20 protein-coding genes and 1 tRNA gene are annotated in these 22,734 nt (G+C 46.7%); 9 read left to right on the plus strand and 12 right to left on the minus strand.

The annotated features are described in order from the left end of the window. Positions 1 to 281 precede the first annotated feature (281 nt). From EL216_RS09045 to EL216_RS09085, 9 genes are all read right to left on the minus strand, one after another. Positions 282 to 584 carry a nucleotidyltransferase domain-containing protein gene (locus tag EL216_RS09045; RefSeq protein ID WP_126300864.1) on the minus strand — a complete coding sequence of 101 codons (303 nt, stop codon included), beginning with the start codon at positions 582 to 584 and terminating at the stop codon, positions 282 to 284. Next, a complete protein-coding gene (locus EL216_RS09050) occupies positions 547 to 981 on the minus strand; it encodes a hypothetical protein (protein ID WP_126300865.1) in 435 nt (144 codons plus the stop codon). The genes EL216_RS09045 and EL216_RS09050 overlap by 38 nt, the downstream gene beginning before the upstream one ends. After that, the gene (locus EL216_RS09055; RefSeq protein ID WP_126300866.1) at positions 978 to 1,640 is read right to left on the minus strand and encodes an HNH endonuclease signature motif containing protein; all 663 of its coding nucleotides are present in this window, start codon (positions 1,638 to 1,640) and stop codon (positions 978 to 980) included. The genes EL216_RS09050 and EL216_RS09055 overlap by 4 nt, the downstream gene beginning before the upstream one ends. A gap of 117 nt (positions 1,641 to 1,757) precedes the next feature. Next, positions 1,758 to 3,797: an ATP-dependent DNA helicase RecG gene (recG, locus tag EL216_RS09060; RefSeq protein ID WP_085391174.1), complete on the minus strand. Its 2,040-nt coding sequence runs from the start codon at positions 3,795 to 3,797 to the stop codon at positions 1,758 to 1,760. Positions 3,798 to 3,985: 188 nt separating this feature from the next. After that, on the minus strand, positions 3,986 to 6,088 hold the full coding sequence (locus tag EL216_RS09065; protein WP_085391173.1) for a TonB-dependent receptor: 2,103 nt from the start codon (positions 6,086 to 6,088) through the stop codon (positions 3,986 to 3,988). 157 nt (positions 6,089 to 6,245) lie between these two features. Beyond that, on the minus strand, positions 6,246 to 6,680 hold the full coding sequence (secB, locus tag EL216_RS09070; protein WP_085391186.1) for a protein-export chaperone SecB: 435 nt from the start codon (positions 6,678 to 6,680) through the stop codon (positions 6,246 to 6,248). Between the two features lie 65 nt (positions 6,681 to 6,745). After that, positions 6,746 to 7,012, minus strand: coding sequence for a glutaredoxin 3 (gene grxC / locus EL216_RS09075; RefSeq protein WP_085391172.1), 267 nt, complete (start codon positions 7,010 to 7,012; stop codon positions 6,746 to 6,748). 90 nt (positions 7,013 to 7,102) lie between these two features. After that, positions 7,103 to 8,818 carry a single-stranded-DNA-specific exonuclease RecJ gene (gene recJ / locus EL216_RS09080; protein WP_085391171.1) on the minus strand — a complete coding sequence of 572 codons (1,716 nt, stop codon included), beginning with the start codon at positions 8,816 to 8,818 and terminating at the stop codon, positions 7,103 to 7,105. A gap of 125 nt (positions 8,819 to 8,943) precedes the next feature. Then, on the minus strand, positions 8,944 to 9,927 hold the full coding sequence (locus EL216_RS09085) for a hypothetical protein (protein ID WP_085391170.1): 984 nt from the start codon (positions 9,925 to 9,927) through the stop codon (positions 8,944 to 8,946). A 552-nt stretch (positions 9,928 to 10,479) separates the two neighbouring features. Between EL216_RS09085 and EL216_RS09090 the strand changes: the two genes are divergently transcribed. Next, the gene (locus EL216_RS09090; RefSeq protein WP_085391185.1) at positions 10,480 to 11,808 is read left to right on the plus strand and encodes a M23 family metallopeptidase; all 1,329 of its coding nucleotides are present in this window, start codon (positions 10,480 to 10,482) and stop codon (positions 11,806 to 11,808) included. Positions 11,809 to 11,917: 109 nt separating this feature from the next. Here the strand turns inward: EL216_RS09090 and EL216_RS09095 are convergent, their stop codons facing one another. Further along, positions 11,918 to 12,538: an isochorismatase family protein gene (locus tag EL216_RS09095; protein WP_085391169.1), complete on the minus strand. Its 621-nt coding sequence runs from the start codon at positions 12,536 to 12,538 to the stop codon at positions 11,918 to 11,920. Positions 12,539 to 12,839: 301 nt separating this feature from the next. Between EL216_RS09095 and EL216_RS09100 the strand changes: the two genes are divergently transcribed. The 7 genes from EL216_RS09100 (at position 12,840) to yacG (ending at position 18,643) form a co-directional block, all read left to right on the plus strand. Then, positions 12,840 to 12,915 (plus strand) — tRNA-Phe (locus tag EL216_RS09100). A 323-nt stretch (positions 12,916 to 13,238) separates the two neighbouring features. Then, a complete protein-coding gene (pilB, locus tag EL216_RS09105) occupies positions 13,239 to 14,918 on the plus strand; it encodes a type IV-A pilus assembly ATPase PilB (protein ID WP_085391168.1) in 1,680 nt (559 codons plus the stop codon). Positions 14,919 to 14,956: 38 nt separating this feature from the next. Then, positions 14,957 to 16,195: a type II secretion system F family protein gene (locus tag EL216_RS09110; protein ID WP_085391167.1), complete on the plus strand. Its 1,239-nt coding sequence runs from the start codon at positions 14,957 to 14,959 to the stop codon at positions 16,193 to 16,195. A 4-nt stretch (positions 16,196 to 16,199) separates the two neighbouring features. Continuing rightward, complete coding sequence (locus EL216_RS09115) at positions 16,200 to 17,063, plus strand: prepilin peptidase (protein ID WP_085391166.1); 864 nt, start codon at positions 16,200 to 16,202, stop codon at positions 17,061 to 17,063. A gap of 3 nt (positions 17,064 to 17,066) precedes the next feature. Then, positions 17,067 to 17,687, plus strand: a complete 621-nt coding sequence (gene coaE / locus EL216_RS09120) for a dephospho-CoA kinase (protein WP_085391165.1) — start codon at positions 17,067 to 17,069, stop codon at positions 17,685 to 17,687. Continuing rightward, positions 17,684 to 18,451: a cell division protein ZapD gene (zapD, locus tag EL216_RS09125; RefSeq protein WP_085391164.1), complete on the plus strand. Its 768-nt coding sequence runs from the start codon at positions 17,684 to 17,686 to the stop codon at positions 18,449 to 18,451. The genes coaE and zapD overlap by 4 nt, the downstream gene beginning before the upstream one ends. 3 nt (positions 18,452 to 18,454) lie before the next feature. Continuing rightward, a complete protein-coding gene (gene yacG / locus EL216_RS09130) occupies positions 18,455 to 18,643 on the plus strand; it encodes a DNA gyrase inhibitor YacG (protein WP_085391163.1) in 189 nt (62 codons plus the stop codon). A 54-nt stretch (positions 18,644 to 18,697) separates the two neighbouring features. On the opposite strand, the gene EL216_RS09135 is transcribed toward yacG, so the two are convergent. Both EL216_RS09135 and EL216_RS09140 read right to left on the minus strand, forming a co-directional pair. Continuing rightward, on the minus strand, positions 18,698 to 19,141 hold the full coding sequence (locus EL216_RS09135; protein ID WP_085391162.1) for a TIGR01244 family sulfur transferase: 444 nt from the start codon (positions 19,139 to 19,141) through the stop codon (positions 18,698 to 18,700). Between the two features lie 67 nt (positions 19,142 to 19,208). Then, positions 19,209 to 20,966 (minus strand): M61 family metallopeptidase, encoded by a 1,758-nt coding sequence (locus tag EL216_RS09140; RefSeq protein WP_085391161.1) that lies wholly within the window; start codon positions 20,964 to 20,966, stop codon positions 19,209 to 19,211. Between the two features lie 325 nt (positions 20,967 to 21,291). On the opposite strand from EL216_RS09140, the gene ccoN reads away from it, so the two are divergent. Then, positions 21,292 to 22,728, plus strand: coding sequence for a cytochrome-c oxidase, cbb3-type subunit I (gene ccoN / locus EL216_RS09145; RefSeq protein WP_172594905.1), 1,437 nt, complete (start codon positions 21,292 to 21,294; stop codon positions 22,726 to 22,728). Positions 22,729 to 22,734 lie beyond the last annotated feature (6 nt).

Consider the following 22,734-nt stretch of genomic DNA (forward strand, 5'->3'; position numbering starts at 1 on the left):
TTTCAGACGGCCTTTCCGGTATGAAAGTGGAGAAACTCGAAAATTATTTGCTTTTTAATTCTTTAAGCAGCGAAGTTAAGCCGTCGATACCGTCGAACGTGCCGGGTACTTTATCAGGATTTGACAGGATACTGCTGAAAATCAGGTTTTCAAATTTTTCTAAATGAGCTTAACCTGATGTTTTGATTTGTCTGTATACTTCAACGTGAAATTTTTAAGTTGTTTTAGTAGCAATGTATACTAAATTTCTTAAGGTTAAATTTAGGCAAATTTATAATTCGTTACAATATCCATCCAACTTCATTTAAATAGATAAGCTCCAGTTCGGAACCTTCTAATAACAGGTCTTCTTTAAATTCATTAAGATTAAGTACCAGCAAGTCAATAATTAAGTTATTTTTTAGAAAACTTTTTTTTAGTATTCCCTTTAGTTCCTTAATTTCAGGGGAATATTTAAAAGTTACTAATAGTAAATCTATATCAGAATAGTTTATCTTTCCTTTGAAAAATGAACCGAATCCAAAAATTCCGTATATAAATGGTAAATTATAATGGTGTTCCTCCAAAATAGATTGGATTTCCATCTTTATCTCTTTTATGGTGATTCCAGTATTGGTTTGCAAATAAAGCTCCTGTCATTTCATCTGTTACAAATAATCCAATTTGATTGTTAATGCAGTATGATTTTGCCTCACTTGTATATTTATTCCATCCTCCACCAATATAAATTATGTTTACATCTTGACCAACTTCTCTAAAGGTACTTAAAACTTCCAATACTTTATCTAGCCCCATTATATATTCACGTAAGCAAACTATTTTCAAAGTATCCCTTTGGTTGATTCTGTTTATAGTAAATAATATGTCATGAGTCCTTCTAATATTAGATATATTGCGATGATTCAACAAAATTCTATTCCCTAAATATGAGATGTCTCCAAAGGAAACATCAAAATTATTTGAACCATTATTACTATTCATAGTGAAAAAATCTCCTCAAACTCTTTTGGAAATAACGGGTAGTCTTCAATGGGACTATATTGATGTCTTTCAAAAGCTAATGCATGTTCTTTAAATATGTAGAATAATTCTAACTCTTCAGGGCTTAACAAACTTGTGTTTTTCTCTATTATTGATATGATTTTTTTATTGTTTGGAATGATAACTTCTAGTTTCTTATATTGCCATTGTAAGCTTAAGTTTGAGTTTGGATTACGCTGTGCTGTTTTAGATTTCGGTCCTAAGTAGTCATGGGAAATTTTATTTTCAATTAAATACTTTTTTATAGATTCTTTTAATTCATTTTTATTTGAAAAATGAACAGAGGAAATAAATTCTTCGTATTTCTCCTCTACAAATCTTTTCCATTCTCTTAATAATTCAAATGGATAATCATCAGGTGTTTTGTCGATTTTAGTGTGGCAATTGGGGCAGAGTAGCAGTAAATTATCGTAGGTGTTGTCATTTTCATTGTCAGTATTTCCTCTTGGGCCATCTGCATTTTTTGCAATTATGTGAGCCATTTCTCCAATCGTAGTTCGAGTAAGTAAATTAATTAATGATTCCTCGCAGGATGGATTATTGCACTTGCCGAAAGAGGTTGCCCATAACATTTTTATATCTTTATCTTTGATAGCCATTATGAATTTAAACTTCTATGAATTGATACCAAAATATAAAAAATATTATATGAAAATTAATAAATAACTTCAATTATGGTAAATAATGTGTTTATTTTTAATTTTTCTCTTCTCCATTCAAACCCCCAAATAACTTTCCCTGCTCGCCAGCCAGCGGTTGAGGTGGGCTTCGACGATGTCGGGGCGTTCTTCGATCAGTTGGGGGGCGATTTCGCGGGCTTTTTCTAAAAGGTGCAGGTCTTCTTCGAGGTTGGCGAAGCGGAGCATGGGTACGCCGCTTTGGCGTGCGCCGAGAAATTCGCCGGGGCCGCGGATGTTGAGGTCTTGGCGGGCGATTTCGAAGCCGTCGGTGTGTTCGTAGATGACTTTGAGGCGGGCTTTGGCCAAGTCGCTCAGGGGTTCGGCGAAGAGTAAGACGCAGGTGCTGGCGGCGGCTCCGCGGCCTACGCGTCCGCGCAGTTGGTGCAGTTGTGCCAAGCCCATGCGTTCGGAGTGTTCGATAACCATGAGGCTGGCGTTGGGTACGTCTACGCCGACTTCGATAACGGTGGTGGCAACGAGTACGTTCAGACGGCCTGCGGCAAATTCGGCCATCACTTGGGCTTTTTCGGCGGCTTTCATGCGGCCGTGGACGAGGCCGATGCTGAGTTCGGGCAGGGCGGTTTGAAGGGCGGCTTGGGTTTCGGTGGCGGTTTGCAGTTGCAGGGTTTCGCTTTCTTCGATGAGGGGGCAGACCCAGTAAACCTGCCGCCCTTTGCGGCAGGTGTTGAGTACGAAGCCTTCGACTTCGGGGCGGCGCTGGCTGTTGACGAGGCGGGTTTGGATGGGGGTGCGGTTGGGCGGCAGTTCGTCGATCACGGAAACGTCGAGGTCGGCGAAAAAGCTCATGGCCAGCGTGCGTGGGATGGGTGTGGCGGACATCATGAGCTGGTGTACGTCTTGCCCTTTGTTTTTGAGGGCGAGGCGTTGGGCGACGCCGAAGCGGTGCTGTTCGTCGACGATGACGAGGCCGAGGTTGTGGAACTGTACGTCTTCTTGAAAGAGGGCGTGGGTGCCGACGGCGATGGGGGCGAGGCCGTCTGAAAGGGCGGCTTTGTTTTGTTCTTTGGCTTTTTTGCGCTGGCTGCCGGAAAGCCATGCAACGCTGAGGCCGAGCGGCTCGAGCCATTGTTTGAATTTGAGGTAGTGCTGTTCGGCGAGGATTTCGGTGGGTGCCATCACGGCAACTTGGCTGCCGGCTTCGACGGCGGTGAGGGCGGCTAGGGCGGCGACGATGGTTTTGCCGCTGCCTACGTCGCCTTGCAGCAGGCGGTGCATGGGGTGGGTTTGGCGCATGTCGGCGCGGATTTCGGCCAGCACGCGCTGTTGGGCTTGGGTGAGGGAAAAGGGCAGGGCGTTGAGCAGTTTGCCCGACCATTCGCCGGTGCCGTGCAGGGGGGCGGCCTGCCCGCTGATGCGTTTTTGCCGGGCGAGCCGCATGGAGAGCTGTTGGGCGAGCAGTTCGTCGAATTTGAGCCGCTGCCATGCGGGGAGGGTGCCGTCTGAAAGTTGGCGGATGCTGTAATCGGGCGGCGGGGCGTGCAAAAGGCGAAGGCTTTCGGCCAAGTGCGGCAGTTTCAGACGGCCTAAGAGTTCGTCGGGCAGGGTGTCGTGCAGGGGCAGGGCTTCTAAGGCCGTCTGAACGATGCGGCGCAAGGTGGGTTGGTTGAGGCCGTTTACGGTGGGGTAAACGGGGGTGAGGCTTTCGGCAAGGCTGCTGTTGTCGGCATCGCGGATTTTGGGGTGGATCATTTCGTCGCCGTGAAAGCCGTGTTTGATTTCGCCCACGGCGCGGATGCGTTTGCCTTGCGCCATTTGTTTTTGATGGCTGGGGTAGAAGTGGATGAAGCGCAGAAACAGCACGCTGCCGGAGTGGTCTTGAATCTGCACGACAAGCTGCTTGCGGGGTTTGAACTGCACTTCTTGCAGGGTTACTACGCCTTCGACTTGGCACGGCACACCGATAGGTGCGTCTTTAATCGGCATGATGTGGGTTTCGTCTTCGTAGCGCAGCGGCAGGTGCAGGGCAACGTCCCACGGGGTGTGCAGGTTGAGCTTTTCGAGCTTTTTGGCGGCGGTGTCGGTGATTTTGAGCAGCTTTTGGTGTTCGGGTGTCATGGCGGCTGGAGGGAAACGGTTTCAGACGGCCATTTTAAATGATTTTGGGGCGGGGGTAGGATGGGGAATGACGGGTAATGAGTGAGGCCGTCTGAAAGCGAACTATGTGGGCTTCGTTAAAACTTTTTGGTGAAACTTGCATACTTCGCTTTCAGACGGCCTGATGGTTGCTTTACGGTTGGGCTGTATTAAAAGCTGTAATTCACCCGTGCCGTTACGCCGCGCGGTGTGCCGGGCATGGCATCGGAACGCCAGTATTTCTGGTTGAGCAGGTTGTTGACCGCCAGTGTGAGGTTGAGGTTTTTGCGGTTCCAACCTGCGAGTGCATCGACGCGGGCGAAGCCGGGTATATGGGCATCGCTGCCGTTGTTGGCATAGTAGTAGCGTTTGCCGGTGCCGGTAACGCCAAGTTCGCCGTAGAAGTTTTGTGTGGGGGTGTGGCGCACAAACAGATTGCCGGTAATGTTGCTGGTGTTTCTGAGATGGCGGCCGACGTTTTTCGGATTTTGTGCGTCTTCAACGGTTTTGGCCTGCATCACGCCGAGCGAGCCGCGCAGGTACCATTTGGGGGCAATCCGGCCGATGCCGCTCAATTCGATGCCGCGCGAACGGTCTTTGCCGCGTTGTTTGAAAGTAAACGGGTCGTTGCGGTCGGGCTGGTAATAAACATCGCTGCGTTCGATTTGGTAGACGGCCAATGTGGTGTTGAGGCGGTCTTCAAACCAACTGCTCTTCACACCCGTTTCGTATTGTTTGAACGATTCGGGCGGGGTGTTGGCACCGAGGGTGGTGATGGAAATGCCCGCCCCGCCGTAGCCGCCGTAAGGTGCGTAGCCTTTGTTGAAGCCTGCATACAGCGTGTGTGCGGGGGTAACGTTCCATGTGGCTCCGAAATTGGGGCTGAACGAATGGCCGCTGTATTCGCGCGAGTTTTCTTTGATGTCGGTGGAACGGTAGCGGTATTTGTCGTAGCGTATGCCCGCCGTCAGCTTGATGTCGGGTGTAACCGAGAAAATGTTTTGTGCAAACAGGCCGTGCGAATCGGCTTTATGGCGGTTGCGGGTGCCGACAGGCAGCAACCGGCCCGAAGGCGGCCAGCTTGCGCGGTCGTGCGGGTCGATAGTAGCAAAGTCGCGTTTGAAAGCCAGGGTAGGGTTGCGCTCTTCACGGCTGTAATCAAGGCCGACGGTAAGGTGGTTGTCAAAGTTGCCGGTTTTAAAATCGCCGTTGAGGGTGGCATTGCTCGACAAGGTTTTGTTGTCGGTTTGCTGCCATGCGTAGTTTCGTTTCAGACGGCCTGTGGCTTCGTCGAGCGAGCCGCCGTAGAAATGGTCGAAATCCTGCGAGGCGCGGCGGTGGGCAAGCTGCCATTGCAGGTTCCAATTCGGGTTGAAGGCATATTCGAGGTTGGAACGCCATATTTGCAGTTTGTCTTTCACGAAATCGTTGGGATGGGCGAAACCGTGGCGGTACGATAAGCTGAGTTTGTCGTAAACGGCTCTTTCCGGGCCGCGGTCGGGTGTGCGTTCTACTTTGTCGTAGGTATATTGCCCCGTCCATTTCAGGCCGTTGTCGAGTTTTACCGTGATGCTGGGCGAGATCATGCCGTTTTTGCCGTCGATGCCGGAGCGGAACGAGTTGGTTTTGCCGATTTCGCCGCTCAAGCGTACGGCTACGTTGTCGTTTAACACCTCGTTGATGTCGAGATTCAGGCTGCGTGCGGCATAAGAGCCGTAAGACGCGCCTACGGTGCGGTTTTGTCGGAAGTTGGCGTATTTGCTGACCAAGTTTATGATGCCGCCGCCACTGGTACGTCCGTAAAGCACGGATGCGGGGCCTTTGAGGATTTCCACCCGTTCGATGTTGGCGGTGCTGCGGCGTACTTGCCCGCTTTCACGCACGCCGTCGCGGTAAATATCGTTGGCATCGGCTTGGAAGCCGCGCAGAAACAGGCTCTCGCCGCGCATATCGTAGGAAGCATCGATACCGGCATTGCCTTCGAGAATCGAGCTTAAATCGTTGGTGCCGTAGTTTTTGTTTTTTTGGATATTGAGCGTATCGATGCTTTGCGGGGTTTCTTTAACCAGTTGGCCGTTACGCGTTACCGTTGCTTCGTCGTAATTGATATAGCCTTTGAGGATATTGCTATCGGCTTGTGCCTCCACTTTGACCGTCGGCAGGGTGGCGGTGTAAATTTCCTGATTTTCACCGTATGTCTCTGCTTGTGCCACAATAGGAAAGGCTGCTAGCAATAAAGCATAAATGACGCGTAAATTTATATTGTTTGGCATAAATTTGTCCTAATTGGGGTTGTTTTGTGATTATAGAGCCATGTTTCTAGTGCGTAAACAATATTGATAATTACTATTAATCAAGTGTATAAACAAACAGGCCGTCTGAAAAATATGTTTCAGACGGCCTGTTTGTATGCGGAAAAAAGCGGGCGGATTAAGCGTTGCCTTCTTGCGCTTGTTGGTACATGGCTTCAAAGTTGATGGGAGCCAGCAGCACGGGCGGGAAGCCTGCACGGGTAATGGAAGCAGAAACGGCTTCGCGGGCATACGGGAACAGAATGTTCGGGCAGGCAACGGCCAACAGCAGTTTTACGTCTTCTTCAGGGATGTTTTCCAAGCGGAAGATGCCGCTTTGCGATATTTCGTTGAGGAACATCACGCGGTCGTTAGCCAATTTTGCGGTAACGGTTACGGTAACGGTTACTTCATGGAAGCCTTCTTCCAGTTTGCTGCTGTCGGTGGCTACGCGCATGTCCACTTCGGGCTCGCCTTGCTCCAGGAAAATTTGAGGTGCGTGCGGCACTTCCAGCGACAGGTCTTTGACATACAGTTTTTCGATACTGAATACGGGTTGTAATTCTTCGCTCATGGTGGCTCTTTCTATAAAAAAGTTATGCAAAAAGTTATGCTGCATGTGCAGCGGGAAAAGTAGATTTATTCGGTTTCGCCTTCAAGCAGGTTTTTAAGGTCGCCGCGTTGGTGCAGTGCGTATAAGTCAGTAAAACCGCCGACATGGATGCTGCCGATAAAAATTTGCGGCACACTGCGCTGGCCGGTGATTTGCTGCATTTCGGCATAGTCGGCGGGGTTGTGGTCGACGCGGATTTCTTTGATTTCGCTGATGCCTTGTGATTTTAGAAATTTTTTTGCCATGGTGCAGTAAGGGCAGTAGGGGCCGGTATACATGGTAACAGGCTGCATATTAAGCGTCCTTGAGGGGATGTGTGTGTTAGACTTTAAGCACTATATGGGCATAAAAGTGTTTTTACAAGGGCTTTGTATCGGTTGTGCTCATGCAGCTTCCCAATAGTCGATATAAAGTTGCAATTCGATATTGTTGCGCCATTCGTTGGCCACGGGGCGGTATACCGTGCGGACGCGGGTGGGAAGCTCTTCGGTGCAGCGCCAAAACATGGCTTCAAATTCGCAGCCTTCTTTACGCAGCCACACTTTTTTGTGGTTTACGCCCATAGCCTGTTGGCGGATAACGGCAAATTCGTCGGTAAACGTCGGCGGGGCGAAGCCTTGCCCCCACACTTGGCGGGCGAGGTTTTGCGCTTGTGTGAGCGTGATGTCGGCGGCGGGCAGGCTGCCGTCGGTGATGTAGGTTTGCGCCAAGTCGTCGGCATGCACCAATTCGCGTACGGTCTGCTCAAAGGCCGTCTGAAAAGCGGCAATGTTTTCTTCGCGTATGCTCAAGCCTGCTGCCATGGCGTGTCCGCCGAATTTCAAAATCATGTCGGGGTGGCGTTTGCTCACCAAATCCAACGCATCGCGCAAATGCAGGCCGGGAATGGAGCGGCCGGAACCGCGCACTTCGCCGTTGTCGGCAGGGGCGAACACGATGGCGGGGCGGTAGAAACGGTCTTTCAGACGGCTGGCTACGATGCCGACCACACCTTGATGAAAGTCGTTTTGGTAAACAACCAAAGTGGTTTGGCCGGCGGGCAATGATTCGGGAAAAGCATTCAGCGCGTCTTGCAGCATGGATTGTTCGATTTCGCGCCGTTCGATGTTCAAATCGTTGAGTTGGGCGGCAAGGCTTTGTGCTTCGGCTTCGTTGTCGGCCAGCAGGCAGGCGATGCCGACCGACATATCGTCGAGCCGGCCGGCTGCGTTGATGCGCGGGCCGAGTGCGAAGCCCATGTCGAAAGGCTGGGCTTTACGCCAGTCGCGCCTTGCAATTTCAAACAGGGCGCGGATACCGGGGCGCATTTTCCCCGCACGCATCCGTTTCAAGCCTTGCGAAACGAGAATGCGGTTGTTATGGTCGAGCGGCACCACATCGGCAACGGTGCCGAGTGCGACTAAATCCAACAGCTCGGCTAGATTCGGTTCATTGAGGCCGTCTGAAAGCGGGTGTTCAGACGACCTGAACCAGCCGCGCTGCCGCAATTCGGCGCGCAAAGCCATCAATACATAAAAAATCACGCCCACGCCCGCCAAATTTTTGCTGGCAAAGTTGCAGCCGCGTTGATTGGGGTTGACGATGATGCAATCGGGCACGGTATCGGCGGGCAGATGGTGGTCGGTTACGATAACATCCAAACCCAATGCCTGAGCGCGTTCTACGCCGGCGATGCTGGCGATGCCGTTATCAACGGTCAACAATAACTGCACGCCCTGGGCGGCGGCGATGTCGGCCAGTTCGGGCGTGAGGCCGTAGCCGTGCTCGAAGCGGTTGGGCACTAAAAAATCGACCGAGGCTCCCATTGCCGATAACCCTTTGATGCCGACTGCACAGGCGGTTGCGCCGTCGGCATCGTAATCGGCCACGATTAAGATTTTCTGTTTGCGCTCCACCGCATCGGCCAATCTGGAAGCGGCTTCGGTGCAGCGGGTGAGGCTTTGGTAGGGCAGCAGGGCGGCGAGTTTGTCGTCCAACTCGGCAGGGGAGGCCACGTCGCGGGCGGCGCACAGGCGGGCGAGCAGCGGGTCGGTGCCGGCCTGAATCAGGGTTTGGCAAACGCTTTGATTAATGGTGCGGGTACGGATTTTGACTGACATGGAATGAAGTGATGAATCGGTGCGGCCGGAAAGCCGTTATTGTAACGCGAAGCGGGGAATTTTTCAGACGGCCTGTTCTTGGCCTGTTCTTATTATTTTAATAACAGGCCGTCTGAAAATCCGAATCAGAGTTGTCCGGCGAATGTTTTTTTCTTTTTCCAGAATGCCCGCCCCGCTTTGGCTTTAATAGGCAGTTCTCCCCCGTGCGGGCCGTCGGTAACGATGCACAGGTTTTTCAGACGGCCTTCGCACAAAGCCTGCCATAAAGGTGCAAACCACCGTTGCTCCCAACTTTCGAGCGTGTCTTTATAAGCCCAAACGTCGGCGGTATGGGCGGTTACGGCCAAGTCGTCGAGAAACAGCAGGCCGTCTGAAACAGTTTGGCCACTTTCTTTTAAGACGGCCTCCCATGCGGCGAAGTCGTACGGCACGTCAAGGTGTGTGCCGGAATAAAATTGCGCCCATGGGCTGTCGCAAGCCAATATCGGCGTGGCGGTTTGCCCGCCTTCCAAATCCTGCCACAGCCACACCCCGTTTACGGTGGGTATGCCGGCAGCAGTACGCTCGACGTTGAGCGGATGGTTGTGCAGCCACATTTGGATTTCAGTCTGTTTTTGCAGCCAGCTTGGGCCGTCAGGCCCTTCCGCACGGATGGAGCCGTCTACCTGCCCCAGTACATCCAAAACCGGCGGCACTTGCCAGTTCGGTATTCGGGGAACCGTTACCAGCCATAAATCGGCACGGACTGGGCGGAATGCCCAACCGTCTTCTCGAAAAAAATCATTCAACCCGCTGCATAGCTGTTCCGCTTCATGTAGCTGAATCTGAATATCGGTACCGCCCAGCATGCTCAGATTGTGCATGCCCATCTGCTGCCATACGGGGCTGGCAAACACGGAAGGTTGCCCGGGCGGAAGATGCAGGTGGTTCAATGCATGGCCGAGTAAGCTGCCTTTCCATAAAAAACGGGCATAAAGTGCCGATGAGGAAATAGAAGACGGTGTAAAAGTACCAAAACGCAATATTTTATTGAATGAAGGTAAATCAAGCGGTGGTAATGTGTCGGAAATATGATAAACGAGAGCAGGCAGGACTAAAGTCAGGTTCATGGTAATGGCTGTACTGTATTTGTGTGGAGGTAAGAAGTATTTTACGCTATCACACGTATTTTTGACTTGATGCAACTCCGGCTTAAAACATGGCAAGCGGTTTTGTGATAAAATTTCAAACGAAAAGGAATATGGAAAACTTTGGTGTAAATCAAAGCAATACCGTATCTGCGGCGAAAAAACCGCATGTGCAGTAAAGGTATTTTGAAAAGGCCGCTTGAAATGAAACAATCCTTAAACAAATTTTTGAAAGCACCTGATCGGGGCTTGGATAAGAGCCAAAGCCTATCAAGTGCCACCCGGCATGAGGCCGCTGCACCTGTGGTGGCAGACGAAATTGCCGCCGTCCGCCAGACAGACACAGACAAAGTGCGGGCCGCCCAAACCAAACATGCCGTAATGAAGAAAAAGCCTGCATTTCAAAGTAAATTTGCGCTGAAAAACAAACTTGCATTTAAAAACAAAGTTGCTTTAAAAAACAGGCTTATTTTGAGAAACAAACCGGTTTACAACCCAAAAAACACATTGAATCCGTCCGCTAAACTGAAACCGATGTTTGAACATACGCTGACATTGTTTAATCGTGTTTGGAATAATAAACCGGTGCGTTGGTCGATGATGGGCATCATGTTGCCCGTATCTGGCATTATGACGGCCTATGCCGTTACAGAGCCGCAACCGCAGCCTCAGAAAAGCCTGTTTCAAGTGGAACGGGTGTTGGAAGAGTTACCTGCTGTTTATGTTGAAAGCGCTACTTATCAAGGCAGCTATTGGTCGCAGGAAGCCGTTCAGCCCGGCGATACTTTATCCGATGTTTTGGCGCGGATAGGCGTTACTGCCGAAGACATCAAAAAAGTGATGGTTAAAAACGCAATCGACCGGAAGATGGCGCTTGTGCGAGCAGGTCAATCTGTCAGTGCACGTTTTGATGCGGCAGGAAACGTTACCGATATTCAGTTTTTCAGCGATGATGACAATGGTGAAGGCTATTTAATCGCCATTGAGAAAGTTAACGGCAAATGGCAGAAATCGGCTTCTACCGTTGAGATGGAAACCATGCCTACTTTGCGCTCCGTTCAGGTACGTACTTCGGCGCGAGGAGCAATGGCGCAGGCGGGGATTCCCGTAGAAATCCGCGAAGCGCTGAGCGAGATTTTCAACGATGTCGTCAACATCGAAGAATTAAGCAGTGGCGATGCGATCCGTTTACTGTATAACAGTATGTATTTCCGCGGGCAGGAAATGGCAACGGGCGATATTTTGGCTGCCGAAGTTGTTAAAGACGGAAAAACCTATCAAGCTTATTATTACAGCCAAGGCAAAGGCGATGAAGAAAGCGGTAGCTATTATGATCAAAACGGTAAATCATTACGCCATAGGGATGGCTTCAATGTACAGCCGGTAGGTAATGCCCGTATATCATCGCCTTACGGTTTGCGTTTGCATCCGATCCTGCGTACAGTAAAAATGCATACCGGTATCGACTATGCTGCTCCGACCGGCACGCCGATTCGTGCCGCCGCAGATGGTATACTTACCTTTAAAGGTTGGAAGGGCGGTTATGGTAATACCGTTGTATTACAACATAGCAACGGTATTGAAACATTATATGCCCATATGAGTGAGTTTTCTTCTGCACAGGGTTCGGTTCGCGCCGGAGATATTATCGGTTATGTCGGCAGTACAGGCCGTTCGACAGGGCCGCATTTGCATTACGAAGCACGCAAGAACGGCGAACCTGTGAACCCTTCAACTGTTGCATTGCCAACTCCCAAATTGACTCCGGACAATATGGCGGAATTCAAAGAACAACAACGGAAAAATAGTAGTACTTTGGCAGCAGTGCGTAATTTAACCGTTACTGTTGCACAATTGGATTGAATAAGTTTAAATTGTAAATGAGGCAAAGTTTAAAGCCGTCACTTTCTTTTGCATGAAAGTGGCGGCTTTATTGTTAGGCCGTCTGAAATTTTATTGTTTTTTTTCATTACTAATTTAATAATGCGGCAAGTTCATCAGTATGTTCTACAATAATTGCTCCGGCTTTTTTCATATTTTGGACGGCACGGGATGCTTCGGCGGAGTTTAAACTGCGACAGGCATCTAAATTGACAATTACCTGCCATTCGCCGTACCAGCACAATTGTAATACGGTTGCTTGCACACAGTACTCAGTGGCCAGGCCGCCGACGATTAAAGTTGAGGCATTGCGGCTTTGCAGCCATTCAATCAAACCGGTGCTGATATTCTCTGCCATGTCATGAAAGCATGCACCGAAAGTATGTACGTTATTTTCCAAACCGATATGGACAAGAAAGTCGTAGCTGTCAGAAGCAGGAAGACCGGGTAAGTTTTCATAGCCTTCACTGCCTAAAACGGCATGGTTGACCCAATTTTGTGCTTTGTCCAATGCCGGGTACTCATTCTGATGTTCTATATGCCATTCGGCATTATCACTGTGGACATCTTTGGTAATGACGCGGTAGTCCGCCAGTGCCGCTTGACGGTTAAGATGAGGAACAATAGAAAGTGCGTCTGGAATAGGTAGTTCGTCGGGGCACAGCTCAGAAAAAGTTTTCTGCGGATGAATATCAATGGCAACAATGCTCATAAGAAACCTGACTGAAAAATATGAAAAGAATGATATTTTATTCTTGATATTCGGTTGATATTATAGATAAGCGGTATTTTTAGCAAGTTTTATTCAGTGTACATAGGTAGAAAAGAGATTGTTTGTAATATGTTTGCTACAAATTAGATTTAGTGTAACTTTAGTATTTGGATAAATTTATGGAATATGGAAATGTTTATTTTTATAAAAAATAAATTGTTATCTTAATTTCAGATTATTTTTTTTGAAAAAACTTGCGAGGGGCGATTAATTCTGTTTTAATACGCCTTTCTTAAAGAAAGGCCAGATAGCTCAGTCGGTAGAGCAACGGATTGAAAATCCGTGTGTCGGCGGTTCGATCCCGCCTCTGGCCACCATTGAATTAAACTAAAATAAACCGCTTTTGCGGTTATTTTTTTGTCTACGGTTTTCCTGTTGTTTTTAGTACAATAATACTGTAAAGAATGAACGATTAAGAATAGACTGGGTAGGTTTGCCCAGTCTATTCGCTTATAATAAAGAAGTTTTTACTATATAAGCATTTTAATGTGAGCACTAAAGAGCATTGCGGGTTGGTTTTATGTTGAAAGGGTCTATTTAAAAAAACATAGCCCATAAATTTGAAAACGACATATGCCATGGTTAAATAATTTGCATGACAAGCAGATAGTATAATTATGATAGATACAGGTAAGAAAAAATGAGCGTCGGTTTATTAAGAGTATTGGTGCAAGGCCAAGTTATAGATGGAAATCAGGCAGAGCGGTATCAAGATGTATTAAAAGCGAATAAGCCTATTATTCCGATGTTGTTTGAAGAAGGGGTAGTTACACCAAAAGCATTGGGTGAATTACTTGCACGAGTGTTCAGTTATCCGTTACTGGATCTCCGTCATTTTTCTCGTAATAACATTTTAATGGATGTTCTTACTGAAGAACAAATGCTGCAAAATCGTTGTGTGCCGATTTTTAGACGGGGTAGAAAAGTCTATTTGGCAGTATCTGATCCCACCCAAATTCAAAATTTTCAGAAAATTGCTTTTTCATCAGGTGTTTCAATTGACTTGGTTGTGGTATGTGATGATCAGTTGAGTACATTATTGGAATGGTTAGGGCAGCGTTCCACCACTATTTTGAATGAAATAAGTAAGGAACAAGAAGCTGCCGCTCCTACACAAGCTCTTTATATTGATAATGAAGAAGCTGAAGATGGGCCAATTCCGCGCTTTATTCATAAAACTCTGTCTGACGCGCTTAATGCAGGAGCTTCAGATATCCACTTTGAATTTTATGAACAGATGGCACGGGTGCGTTTCCGTGTCGATGGGCAATTGCGTGAAGTTGTCCAGCCTCCAGTAGCAGTGAGAGGGCAATTGGCTTCGCGCATCAAAGTGATGGCAAGGTTGGATATTTCGGAAAAGCGTGTGCCCCAAGATGGACGTATTCAAATTGCCTTTCATAAGCATGGTCGTCCGATTGATTTTCGTGTGAGTACGTTACCGACCTTGTTCGGTGAAAAAGTAGTAATGCGTATTTTGAATTCGGATACAGGGTCTTTAAATATTGATCAACTTGGTTTTGAACCTTTCCAAAAGGAAATGCTGTTGGAGGCTATTAACCGCCCTTATGGAATGGTGTTGGTTACCGGCCCGACAGGCTCGGGTAAAACGGTATCTCTTTATACTTGTTTGAATATTTTAAATACAGAGAATGTTAACATTGCTACTGCAGAAGACCCTGCAGAAATTAACTTGCCGGGTATTAATCAGGTTAATGTGAATGACAAACAAGGATTAACATTTGCTGCAGCTTTGAAAGCATTCCTACGTCAAGATCCGGATATTATTATGGTTGGTGAGATCCGAGACTTAGAAACAGCTGATATTGCTATTAAGGCAGCGCAAACAGGACATATGGTATTTTCTACACTGCATACGAATAATGCACCAGCCACTTTGTCACGGATGTTAAATATGGGGGTGGCACCATTCAATATTGCCAGTTCGGTAAGTTTGATTATGGCTCAACGGTTATTGCGTCGATTATGTCCCTCTTGTAAAACTCCCATTGAACGTCCTCCTTTGGCAGCATTAAAGAAAGCGGGTTTTACTGATGAAGATTTAGCCAAAGACTGGACAATGTACCGTTCGGTTGGTTGCGATAGCTGTCGAGGTAAGGGTTATAGAGGCCGTGCAGGTGTCTATGAAGTGATGCCTATTACTGAAGAAATGCAACGGGTAATCATGGAAAATGGCACTGAAGTTGATATTATGAATATGGCCTATAAAGAAGGTATGGTGGATCTGCGTCGTGCAGGTTTACTAAAAGTAATGCAAGGGATTACTTCATTAGAAGAAGTACTCGCACATACTAATGATTAATGAATCTGAAAACGTCGGAATTATTTTAAGGGGTAATTATGAATCAAGTAAAGCAAGGTGGGCGTTCTGCTAAAGCAGATAAGGGTATACGTTTTAATTTTGAGGGTAGAAACACCGAAACCGAACAAATTGTACGCGGTGAAGTAGTGGCCAAAAATGAAGAGGAGGCTAAAAAAAAGCTGCAACGGCGCGGTATTAAGCCGTTGCGTGTTAGTAAAGTTAAAGCTGTTCGTAAAAAGCGCATTACACAAGAAGATATTACAGTATTTACCCGCCAACTTGCTACGATGATGAAAGCCGGATTGCCATTGATGCAGGCATTTGAGATTGTGGCAAGAGGTCACTCTAATCCTTCCATGACTCAGATGCTTATGCAGATTCGAGCAGATGTAGAGCAGGGGAGCGCACTGGGTAAAGCTTTCGCAAAGCATCCGAAGTATTTTGACCGGTTTTATTGTAATCTGATCGCTGCTGGTGAAGCCGGCGGTGTGTTAGAAAGTTTGCTGGATAAACTTGCTGTTTATAAGGAAAAAACCCAAGCGATTAAGAAGAAAGTGAAAAGTGCGCTTACTTATCCGATAGCTATTATCGTAGTGGCGATAGTGCTGGTATTTATCATGATGGTGTTTGTTCTTCCTGCATTCGGTGAAGTATATAGTAACATGGGAGCAGAGCTGCCTGGACTAACACAAATTGTTATGGATATGTCAAAGTTTTTTGTTGATTATGCTTGGGTAATGGTAGTTTCCATAATTGGTATAGGGTTTGGTTTATATAAATGGTATAAAAAATCTCCTGCTCTTCAAAAAAGAGCGGATGCCATGCTATTGAAACTGCCAATTTTTGGAGAGATTGTGAGGAAAGCGACAATTGCACGTTGGGCGCGTACTACGTCTACTTTATTTGCAGCCGGAGTACCTTTAGTTGAGGTGTTGGATTCTGTGGCCGGTGCTGCCGGTAATATCTTGTATGAAGAGGCTACGCACGATATTCGTGCTAAAGTAACACAAGGTTTGTCATTGACTTCCAGTATGCAGGGTACTGATATGTTCCCTAACATGGTACTTCAAATGGCGGCAATTGGTGAGGAATCTGGTTCATTGGACGGCATGTTGAATAAGGTGGCTGAATTCTATGAAGATGAGGTAGACAATGCCGTGGCTCAATTATCTTCCTTGATGGAGCCGATAATTATGGTGGTACTTGGCTCAATTATTGGTGTGATCCTTGTTGCTATGTACTTGCCGTTGTTCAATTTGGGTAACGTGGTAGGTTAACGGTATGCCTGAATGGATGAATCTCTGGGCACCCTTTGTGGTGCCTATTTCTGCATTATTTGGCTTGCTAGTAGGCAGTTTTTTAAATGTAGTAATTTACCGTGTACCAGTAATGATGGAGCGTGCTTGGACGGCATTTGCAAAAGAGCATCTTGGTCAGGTTTTGACCGAAGAAGAGCAACAGCCGTTTAATTTGATTAAACCTGATTCTCGTTGCCCTTCGTGCCAGTCCCCTGTAAAGGCTTGGCAAAATATCCCAGTACTCAGTTACCTGATGCTCGGTGGAAAGTGTGGGTCATGTCAAACACCCATCAGCAAACGTTATCCTTTAGTAGAGTTGTTAACCGGTGCATTATTTGCAGTAGTTGCTTGGAAATATGGTTGGAGTATGACGACGTTGGGTGGTTTAATTTTAACCGCTATGTTAATTGCTTTGACCTTTATTGATGCGGATACGCAATATCTTCCTGACCAACTTACACTACCTTTGGTTTGGCTGGGATTATTGTTTAATTTGAATGGTATTTTTGTGCCTCTAACGTCGGCTGTTTTAGGTGCGGTTTGCGGCTACATGAGCTTGTGGCTGTTGTGCTACGCTTATAAATTGCTGACCGGAAAAATAGGCATGGGGGGCGGTGATTTTAAATTACTCGCTGCTCTGGGAGCATGGTTGGGGGTTAGTGTGTTGCCCGTTTTGATATTTATGGCTGCTTTAATTGGTTTAGTAGCCGCCGTTATCATGCGTGTGGCAAAAGGCCAGCAGTTTGCTTTCGGCCCCAGTTTGGCGATTGCAGGTTGGATAATATTTATTGCTAATGAGCAGGTTATGACTGTAGTCGGATGGTGGCTGAAAGCTTCGGGATTCTAAACCATGACTTTTTGGGTGGGATTAACAGGTGGCATCGGCAGCGGCAAATCACAAGCAGCTGCCGAATTTCTCTATTTGGGCGTACCGGTGATTGACGTAGACGCAGTTAGCCGGGAACTGACCGCGGATAACGGAAAGGCCTTATCTGCTATTCATGCGGCATTTGGTAGTGAAGTATTTAACCATGATGGCCGTTTGAATAGAGCTGTTTTACGTGATTTGGTTTTCAGACGGCCTGAAGCTAAAACACGACTTGAATCCATTATGTTTCCTCTTATTCTGTCTGAAGTCCGAGTTCTTCAAGAAAGTTGTGTTACTGTGTATGGAATAATTGATATTCCTTTGTTAATAGAGAAACCGGCATTTTTAGCATTGGTTGATAGAGTGTTGGTGATTGATGTTTCCGAACAAACGCAGATTGAACGTGTGCGTAGCCGTAGCGGTCTTAAAACTGATGAAATTGAGCGGATTATGGCCGCGCAAGCCTGCCGTAAAGAGCGTTTGTTAGCTGCTGATGATGTCTTGACAAATGAAGGAATCTCTCAAGCCTTGGCAGCCAAGGTTCGTCAATTACACGGCTATTATCAGTCAAGGTTTTCTTATTTATCCAGAGTAACATCATGATTTATTTCGAGCATCCGTTGTCTGAGCGCGTGCGTAGTTTTTTACGTATCGAACATTTGTTTAATCGTTTTGATGCTGAATGTATTCGTGCCGATAGCCCTTGGGCCCATCATTTGGCCTTGTTTACTCTGTTCGAAATTATGGAGTGTGCGGGCAGGGCGGAATTGAAGTTGGATATTCTGCAAGAACTTGAGCGACAAAAGCAATTGTTGGTAAATAGCCGTTTGGTTGAACCGGAAGAGGCGGAAAAGCAGCGGCAGCAATTGCAAAAAACGGCAGAAAACTTGCAAGGCATACAGCAGAAATTCGGTCAGCATTTGCGTGAGAATGATTGGCTGATGGCCATCAAACAACGAATGTTTGTGCCGGGTGGAACCAGCCCATTTGATTTGTCGTCTTATCACTTTTGGCAGCAGCTACCGTTTGAGCGACGTTTGGCAGATTTGAAGAAGTGGATTGGCACATTACTGCCTACACAACAAGCGATTGCCCTTTTGCTCAATATCTTGCGCAGTAATACCCTTACCGTGGATTGTGTGGCACAAAAAGGTAATTATCAGCGCAATAGCTTGGCGCAAAATATCCATATGCTGGTAATTGAAGTGGAACAACAAAGTTGTGCTTTGCCTGAAGTGTCGGCTAATAAATATTTCACTCATATCCGCTTTTTGGAAGCATCTCAAGAGCATGCGCGGGGTAGGCCGTTAAATCAAGATGTATCTTTCAAACTGGTTATGTGCAGTTTTGATCCTGTTGTGGAATGAATTATGAGCTCGGAAGTTACTATAGTAAATTGTCCGACTTGCGGTAAGCAAGTGGCGTGGACTACAGAAAACCAATATCGTCCGTTTTGTAGTGAGCGGTGTAAATTGATTGATTTGGGGGCATGGGCTAATGAAGATTACAATCTGCCCGCGCAAGAGGAAGAACCGCTATCGGATTTAATACGTCATTGATGATCACAATCAGGCCGTCTGAAAATTTCAGACGGCTTCTTGCTATATTGAGTATTAAGACATGCCGTTTTGTGATACGGCATGCAAGTTTGCTTCAAAATTACTCAGGTCTACACCGGCTTGTTTGGCGGCTGTAATGACATCCGAAACAGCCATGCCGTTTTGAACTTGATGGTAAGCCCACAATAATGAGCTTCGGGTACCGGTGCGGCAGAAAGCAAGCGTGGGTATAGGTAAGGTTGCGAGTAGTTTTTGGAAAGTTGCTACATCATGGCCATTGATGGCAGGAGCAACAACAGGTTGGTGGACGGCTTGGTCGATTCCCGTATCAATAAGCCACTGTTTGAGTTGCTCGAAAGAAGGCTGATCATCGGCTTCGCCGTCAGGCCGATTGCAGATGATGCTGCGGATGCCGAGCTTTGCCGCTTCTTTAAGAAGATCGCTTTGAGTCAGCTGGGGAGAAATATAAAGATTGTCTGCCAGTTTCAAAATACTCATTAGAGGCTCCTTTTATCATTGGTCGTGTAGACGGCTTATGATACTGCGGCCGTCTGAAAGATTAAATTTAACGGTTTGGTTGCAACCAGTTTTCCAATAAGTGACGGTGGGTAATTTGCAAAATAGCAGTATCGGTTTGTGCGGCCTGTACGGTCAATTCGGTTTCACGTAATACGCCGTGGCGGAAGTAGTGCACTTGGATTTTTTCTCCAACCGAAAATTGTGCCCACTGCTGCTCAAAGGCGGTGCAGGCAAAGCCATTCAAAGCAATGATGCGGTCTTGCGGGCATAATGCAGCATTTTCGGCACTACCTCCGTTGAGAACATGAGTCAAGGTGATGCTGTCGCCATTTTGTTTAAACCGTGCCCCGAAGTCGGGAATTGGTTCGGTGTTAGGCAGCCATTTCTCAGCCAAGCCTCCTCCGTGATGGCGTGGAGCTGCCTGCCAGTGCAAAGCGAGACCTGTTTTTTCCAAGCAGGTTGCTAAAGGCAGGTCTTCAGTGGAATATAAGGCCATCTGAAAAAATTCTTCTAAATCCAAACCGGTGATCTGTTGGCATCGTACTTGCCATTGTTTTTCAGGGATGCCTTGCCGGGTTTCTTGCCAGTCGAGGTAAAGCTGCTGCATAACATTATCAAGGCTTTGTTCGCCGTTGCTATTTTGTCTGATAAGTAAGTCTAGGCATAAAGCGGCCAGAGCACCTTTCTGATAATAGCTGACAATGGCATTAGGGCTGTTTTCGTCTTGTTTGTAATATTTGTTCCATGCAGTAAAGCTGGATTCCGCAAGTGTTTGTTTCAGACGGCCTGATCCTTGCTGCACCCGAGTGATATTTCGGGCAAGTAGTTTCAAATATGCTTCGGGCGAGATCACGCCGCTTTTTACCAATATCAAATCATCGTAATAAGAAGTAATCCCTTCAAACGCCCATAATTGTTCCGTGTAACTTTCACTGTTTAAATGGTACGGTACAAATGCTGCAGGTTTGATGGATTTGACATTCCATGCGTGGAAATATTCGTGGCTGAATAAACCGAGCAATTGGGTGTAGTCATCATTTGCTTCTTTCATGCCTAGAGGAGGGAGGCTGTTGCGATCGGCAAGCAAAGCAGTACTGCTGATATGTTCCAAACCACCATAAATCTTATCGCCGACATGCAATAAAAACAGATACTGCTGAAAAGGGGCAGGAGAAGGGAACATGTTCAAAGCGGTTCGGCAGATTTTCTGAATGTCGTCGATTAAGCGGTTGCGGTCAAAATCCGGATAGTGGCCGCTGATTGCTATACGGTGTGCGATACCACCGGCTTCAAAATCCAGTGTTTCAAAATGACCCAATTCAAAAGGGTGGTCAATCAATTCATAGTAAGAGGCCGTCTGAAAAGTATGGCTTTCGGAAGAGGGTAGCGTAGTGGCTATTTGCCACGTTTCAGGTAAGCCATCAAATGTAATTTGATGTAGCTGTTGCTCGAGACCAGCTATTTTGAGGAACAGACAGGCCCCGTCAAAAAAACCACGGTCAACCGTTAAGAAAGAGCTTCTGACGGATAAATCATAGGCATAAACTGTGTAGTAAATTTGCCACTCTCCACTTTTTGCTTCTGTTTGCCAAACATTTTTTGCAGTTTGGGTGATTTCAGCCGGTTGGCCGTTACACATTGCCTTTATCTCAATAATATTGCGGGAAAAATCACGGATTAGATAGCTGCCGGGAACCCAGTTTGGCAAGCTTATATGTAAAGGATTGTTATTGCTCAGGGAGAGGCTTAAACATATTTTCCATGTATGTTTCAGAGTATTAGGTTTTATTTGATAGCAAAGCATAACTATTCTTTTTTTGTTAAGTTTTGTGTGTTGGGTTGAAAGGATTTGATTTCAGTCAAGAAACATAATGTAACTAACCTATAATCTAACAAAATATGACCGAAAGCAACCTTGTAAAAACCGCAAAAAATGCCGATTTCTGATGATTTGGCTTGGTGCAGTAAAGGTTTTGATTTAAAATGCGCCGATTAAGCTTCTGTTCGGCGTAAGTAAATCTTAACTGCCGACGGTGTTAAATTAAGAAAAATCGGGTATATCTTTGGTTGTGTTTGAGCAGGCCGAAGCAAACCGATGGTGTTAATTGCCATGTTTAATGGAGATCCTCATGGAAACGCAAACTTATAACTACAAAGTGGTGCGCCAGTTTGCCATCATGACTGTAGTTTGGGGCATTGTAGGCATGTTGGTCGGTGTGATTATCGCAGCCCAACTGTTTGCGCCTGCTTTGGATTTGTCGAATATTGGGCCGTGGTTTCACTTCGGCCGCTTGCGTCCGCTACATACGAATGCCGTTATTTTCGCATTCGGAGGTTGCGGTTTGTTTGCTACTTCTTATTATGTAGTGCAGCGCACATGTAATGTACGTTTGTTTGGCGGTAAATTTTTACCGGCATTCACGTTTTGGGGCTGGCAGCTTGTTATTGTTCTGGCCGCCATCACTTTGCCTTTGGGTTATACCCAAGGTAAAGAATATGCAGAATTGGAATGGCCGATTGATATTCTGATTGCATTGGTGTGGGTTGCTTATGCAGTAGTATTTTTCGGCACGATCGCCACACGTAAAATCAAGCATATTTATGTGGCTAACTGGTTTTACGGAGCATTTATTTTAGCAGTTGCTTTGTTGCATATCGTAAACAATATCAGTATTCCTTCTGGCATGATGAAATCTTACCCTGTGTATTCAGGTGCGATTGATGCAATGGTTCAATGGTGGTACGGGCATAATGCCGTAGGTTTCTTCTTAACCGCAGCCTTTTTGGGCATGATGTATTATTTTGTGCCGAAGCAGGCAGGTCGTCCTGTTTATTCTTACCGCTTATCAGTAGTTCACTTCTGGGCGTTGATTTTTACCTATATGTGGGCGGGGCCGCACCATCTGCATTACACAGCATTGCCTGACTGGACACAGTCACTCGGTATGGTGCTGTCTTTGATTCTGTTTGCGCCGTCTTGGGGCGGTATGATTAACGGTATCATGACTTTGTCGGGTGCTTGGCATAAGCTGCGCACAGATCCGATTTTGAAGTTTTTGGTAGTGTCTTTGTCTTTTTACGGTATGTCTACGTTTGAAGGCCCGATGATGTCTATTAAAACGGTCAATGCTTTGAGCCACTATACCGACTGGACCGTCGGACACGTTCATTCCGGTGCTCTTGGTTGGGTGGGTTTCATCACTATCGGCTCTATCTATTATTTAATCCCGCGTTTATTTGGCCGTAAAGAAATGTATAGCATCAAACTGATTGAAGCACATTTTTGGATTGCCACGATTGGTGTTGTACTTTACATCGCTTCTATGTGGATTTCCGGTGTGATGCAAGGTTTGATGTGGGGTGCTTTGAATGATGACGGTACTTTGACCTACTCTTTTGTAGAATCTGTAAAACGCAGTATTCCTTTCTATGTTATTCGTTTTGCCGGCGGTCTGTTGTATTTGAGCGGCATGTTCCTGATGGCTTACAACGTTTATCGTACTGCTGTTGGCGGTAAACCTGTGGATGCTGAAATTCCTGCTGTTTCTCAAGCGCAACATCATTAAAAACAC

The sequence above is a fragment of the Neisseria animaloris genome (assembly GCF_900637855.1).
GTDB classification, from domain to species: Bacteria; Pseudomonadota; Gammaproteobacteria; order Burkholderiales; family Neisseriaceae; genus Neisseria; species Neisseria animaloris.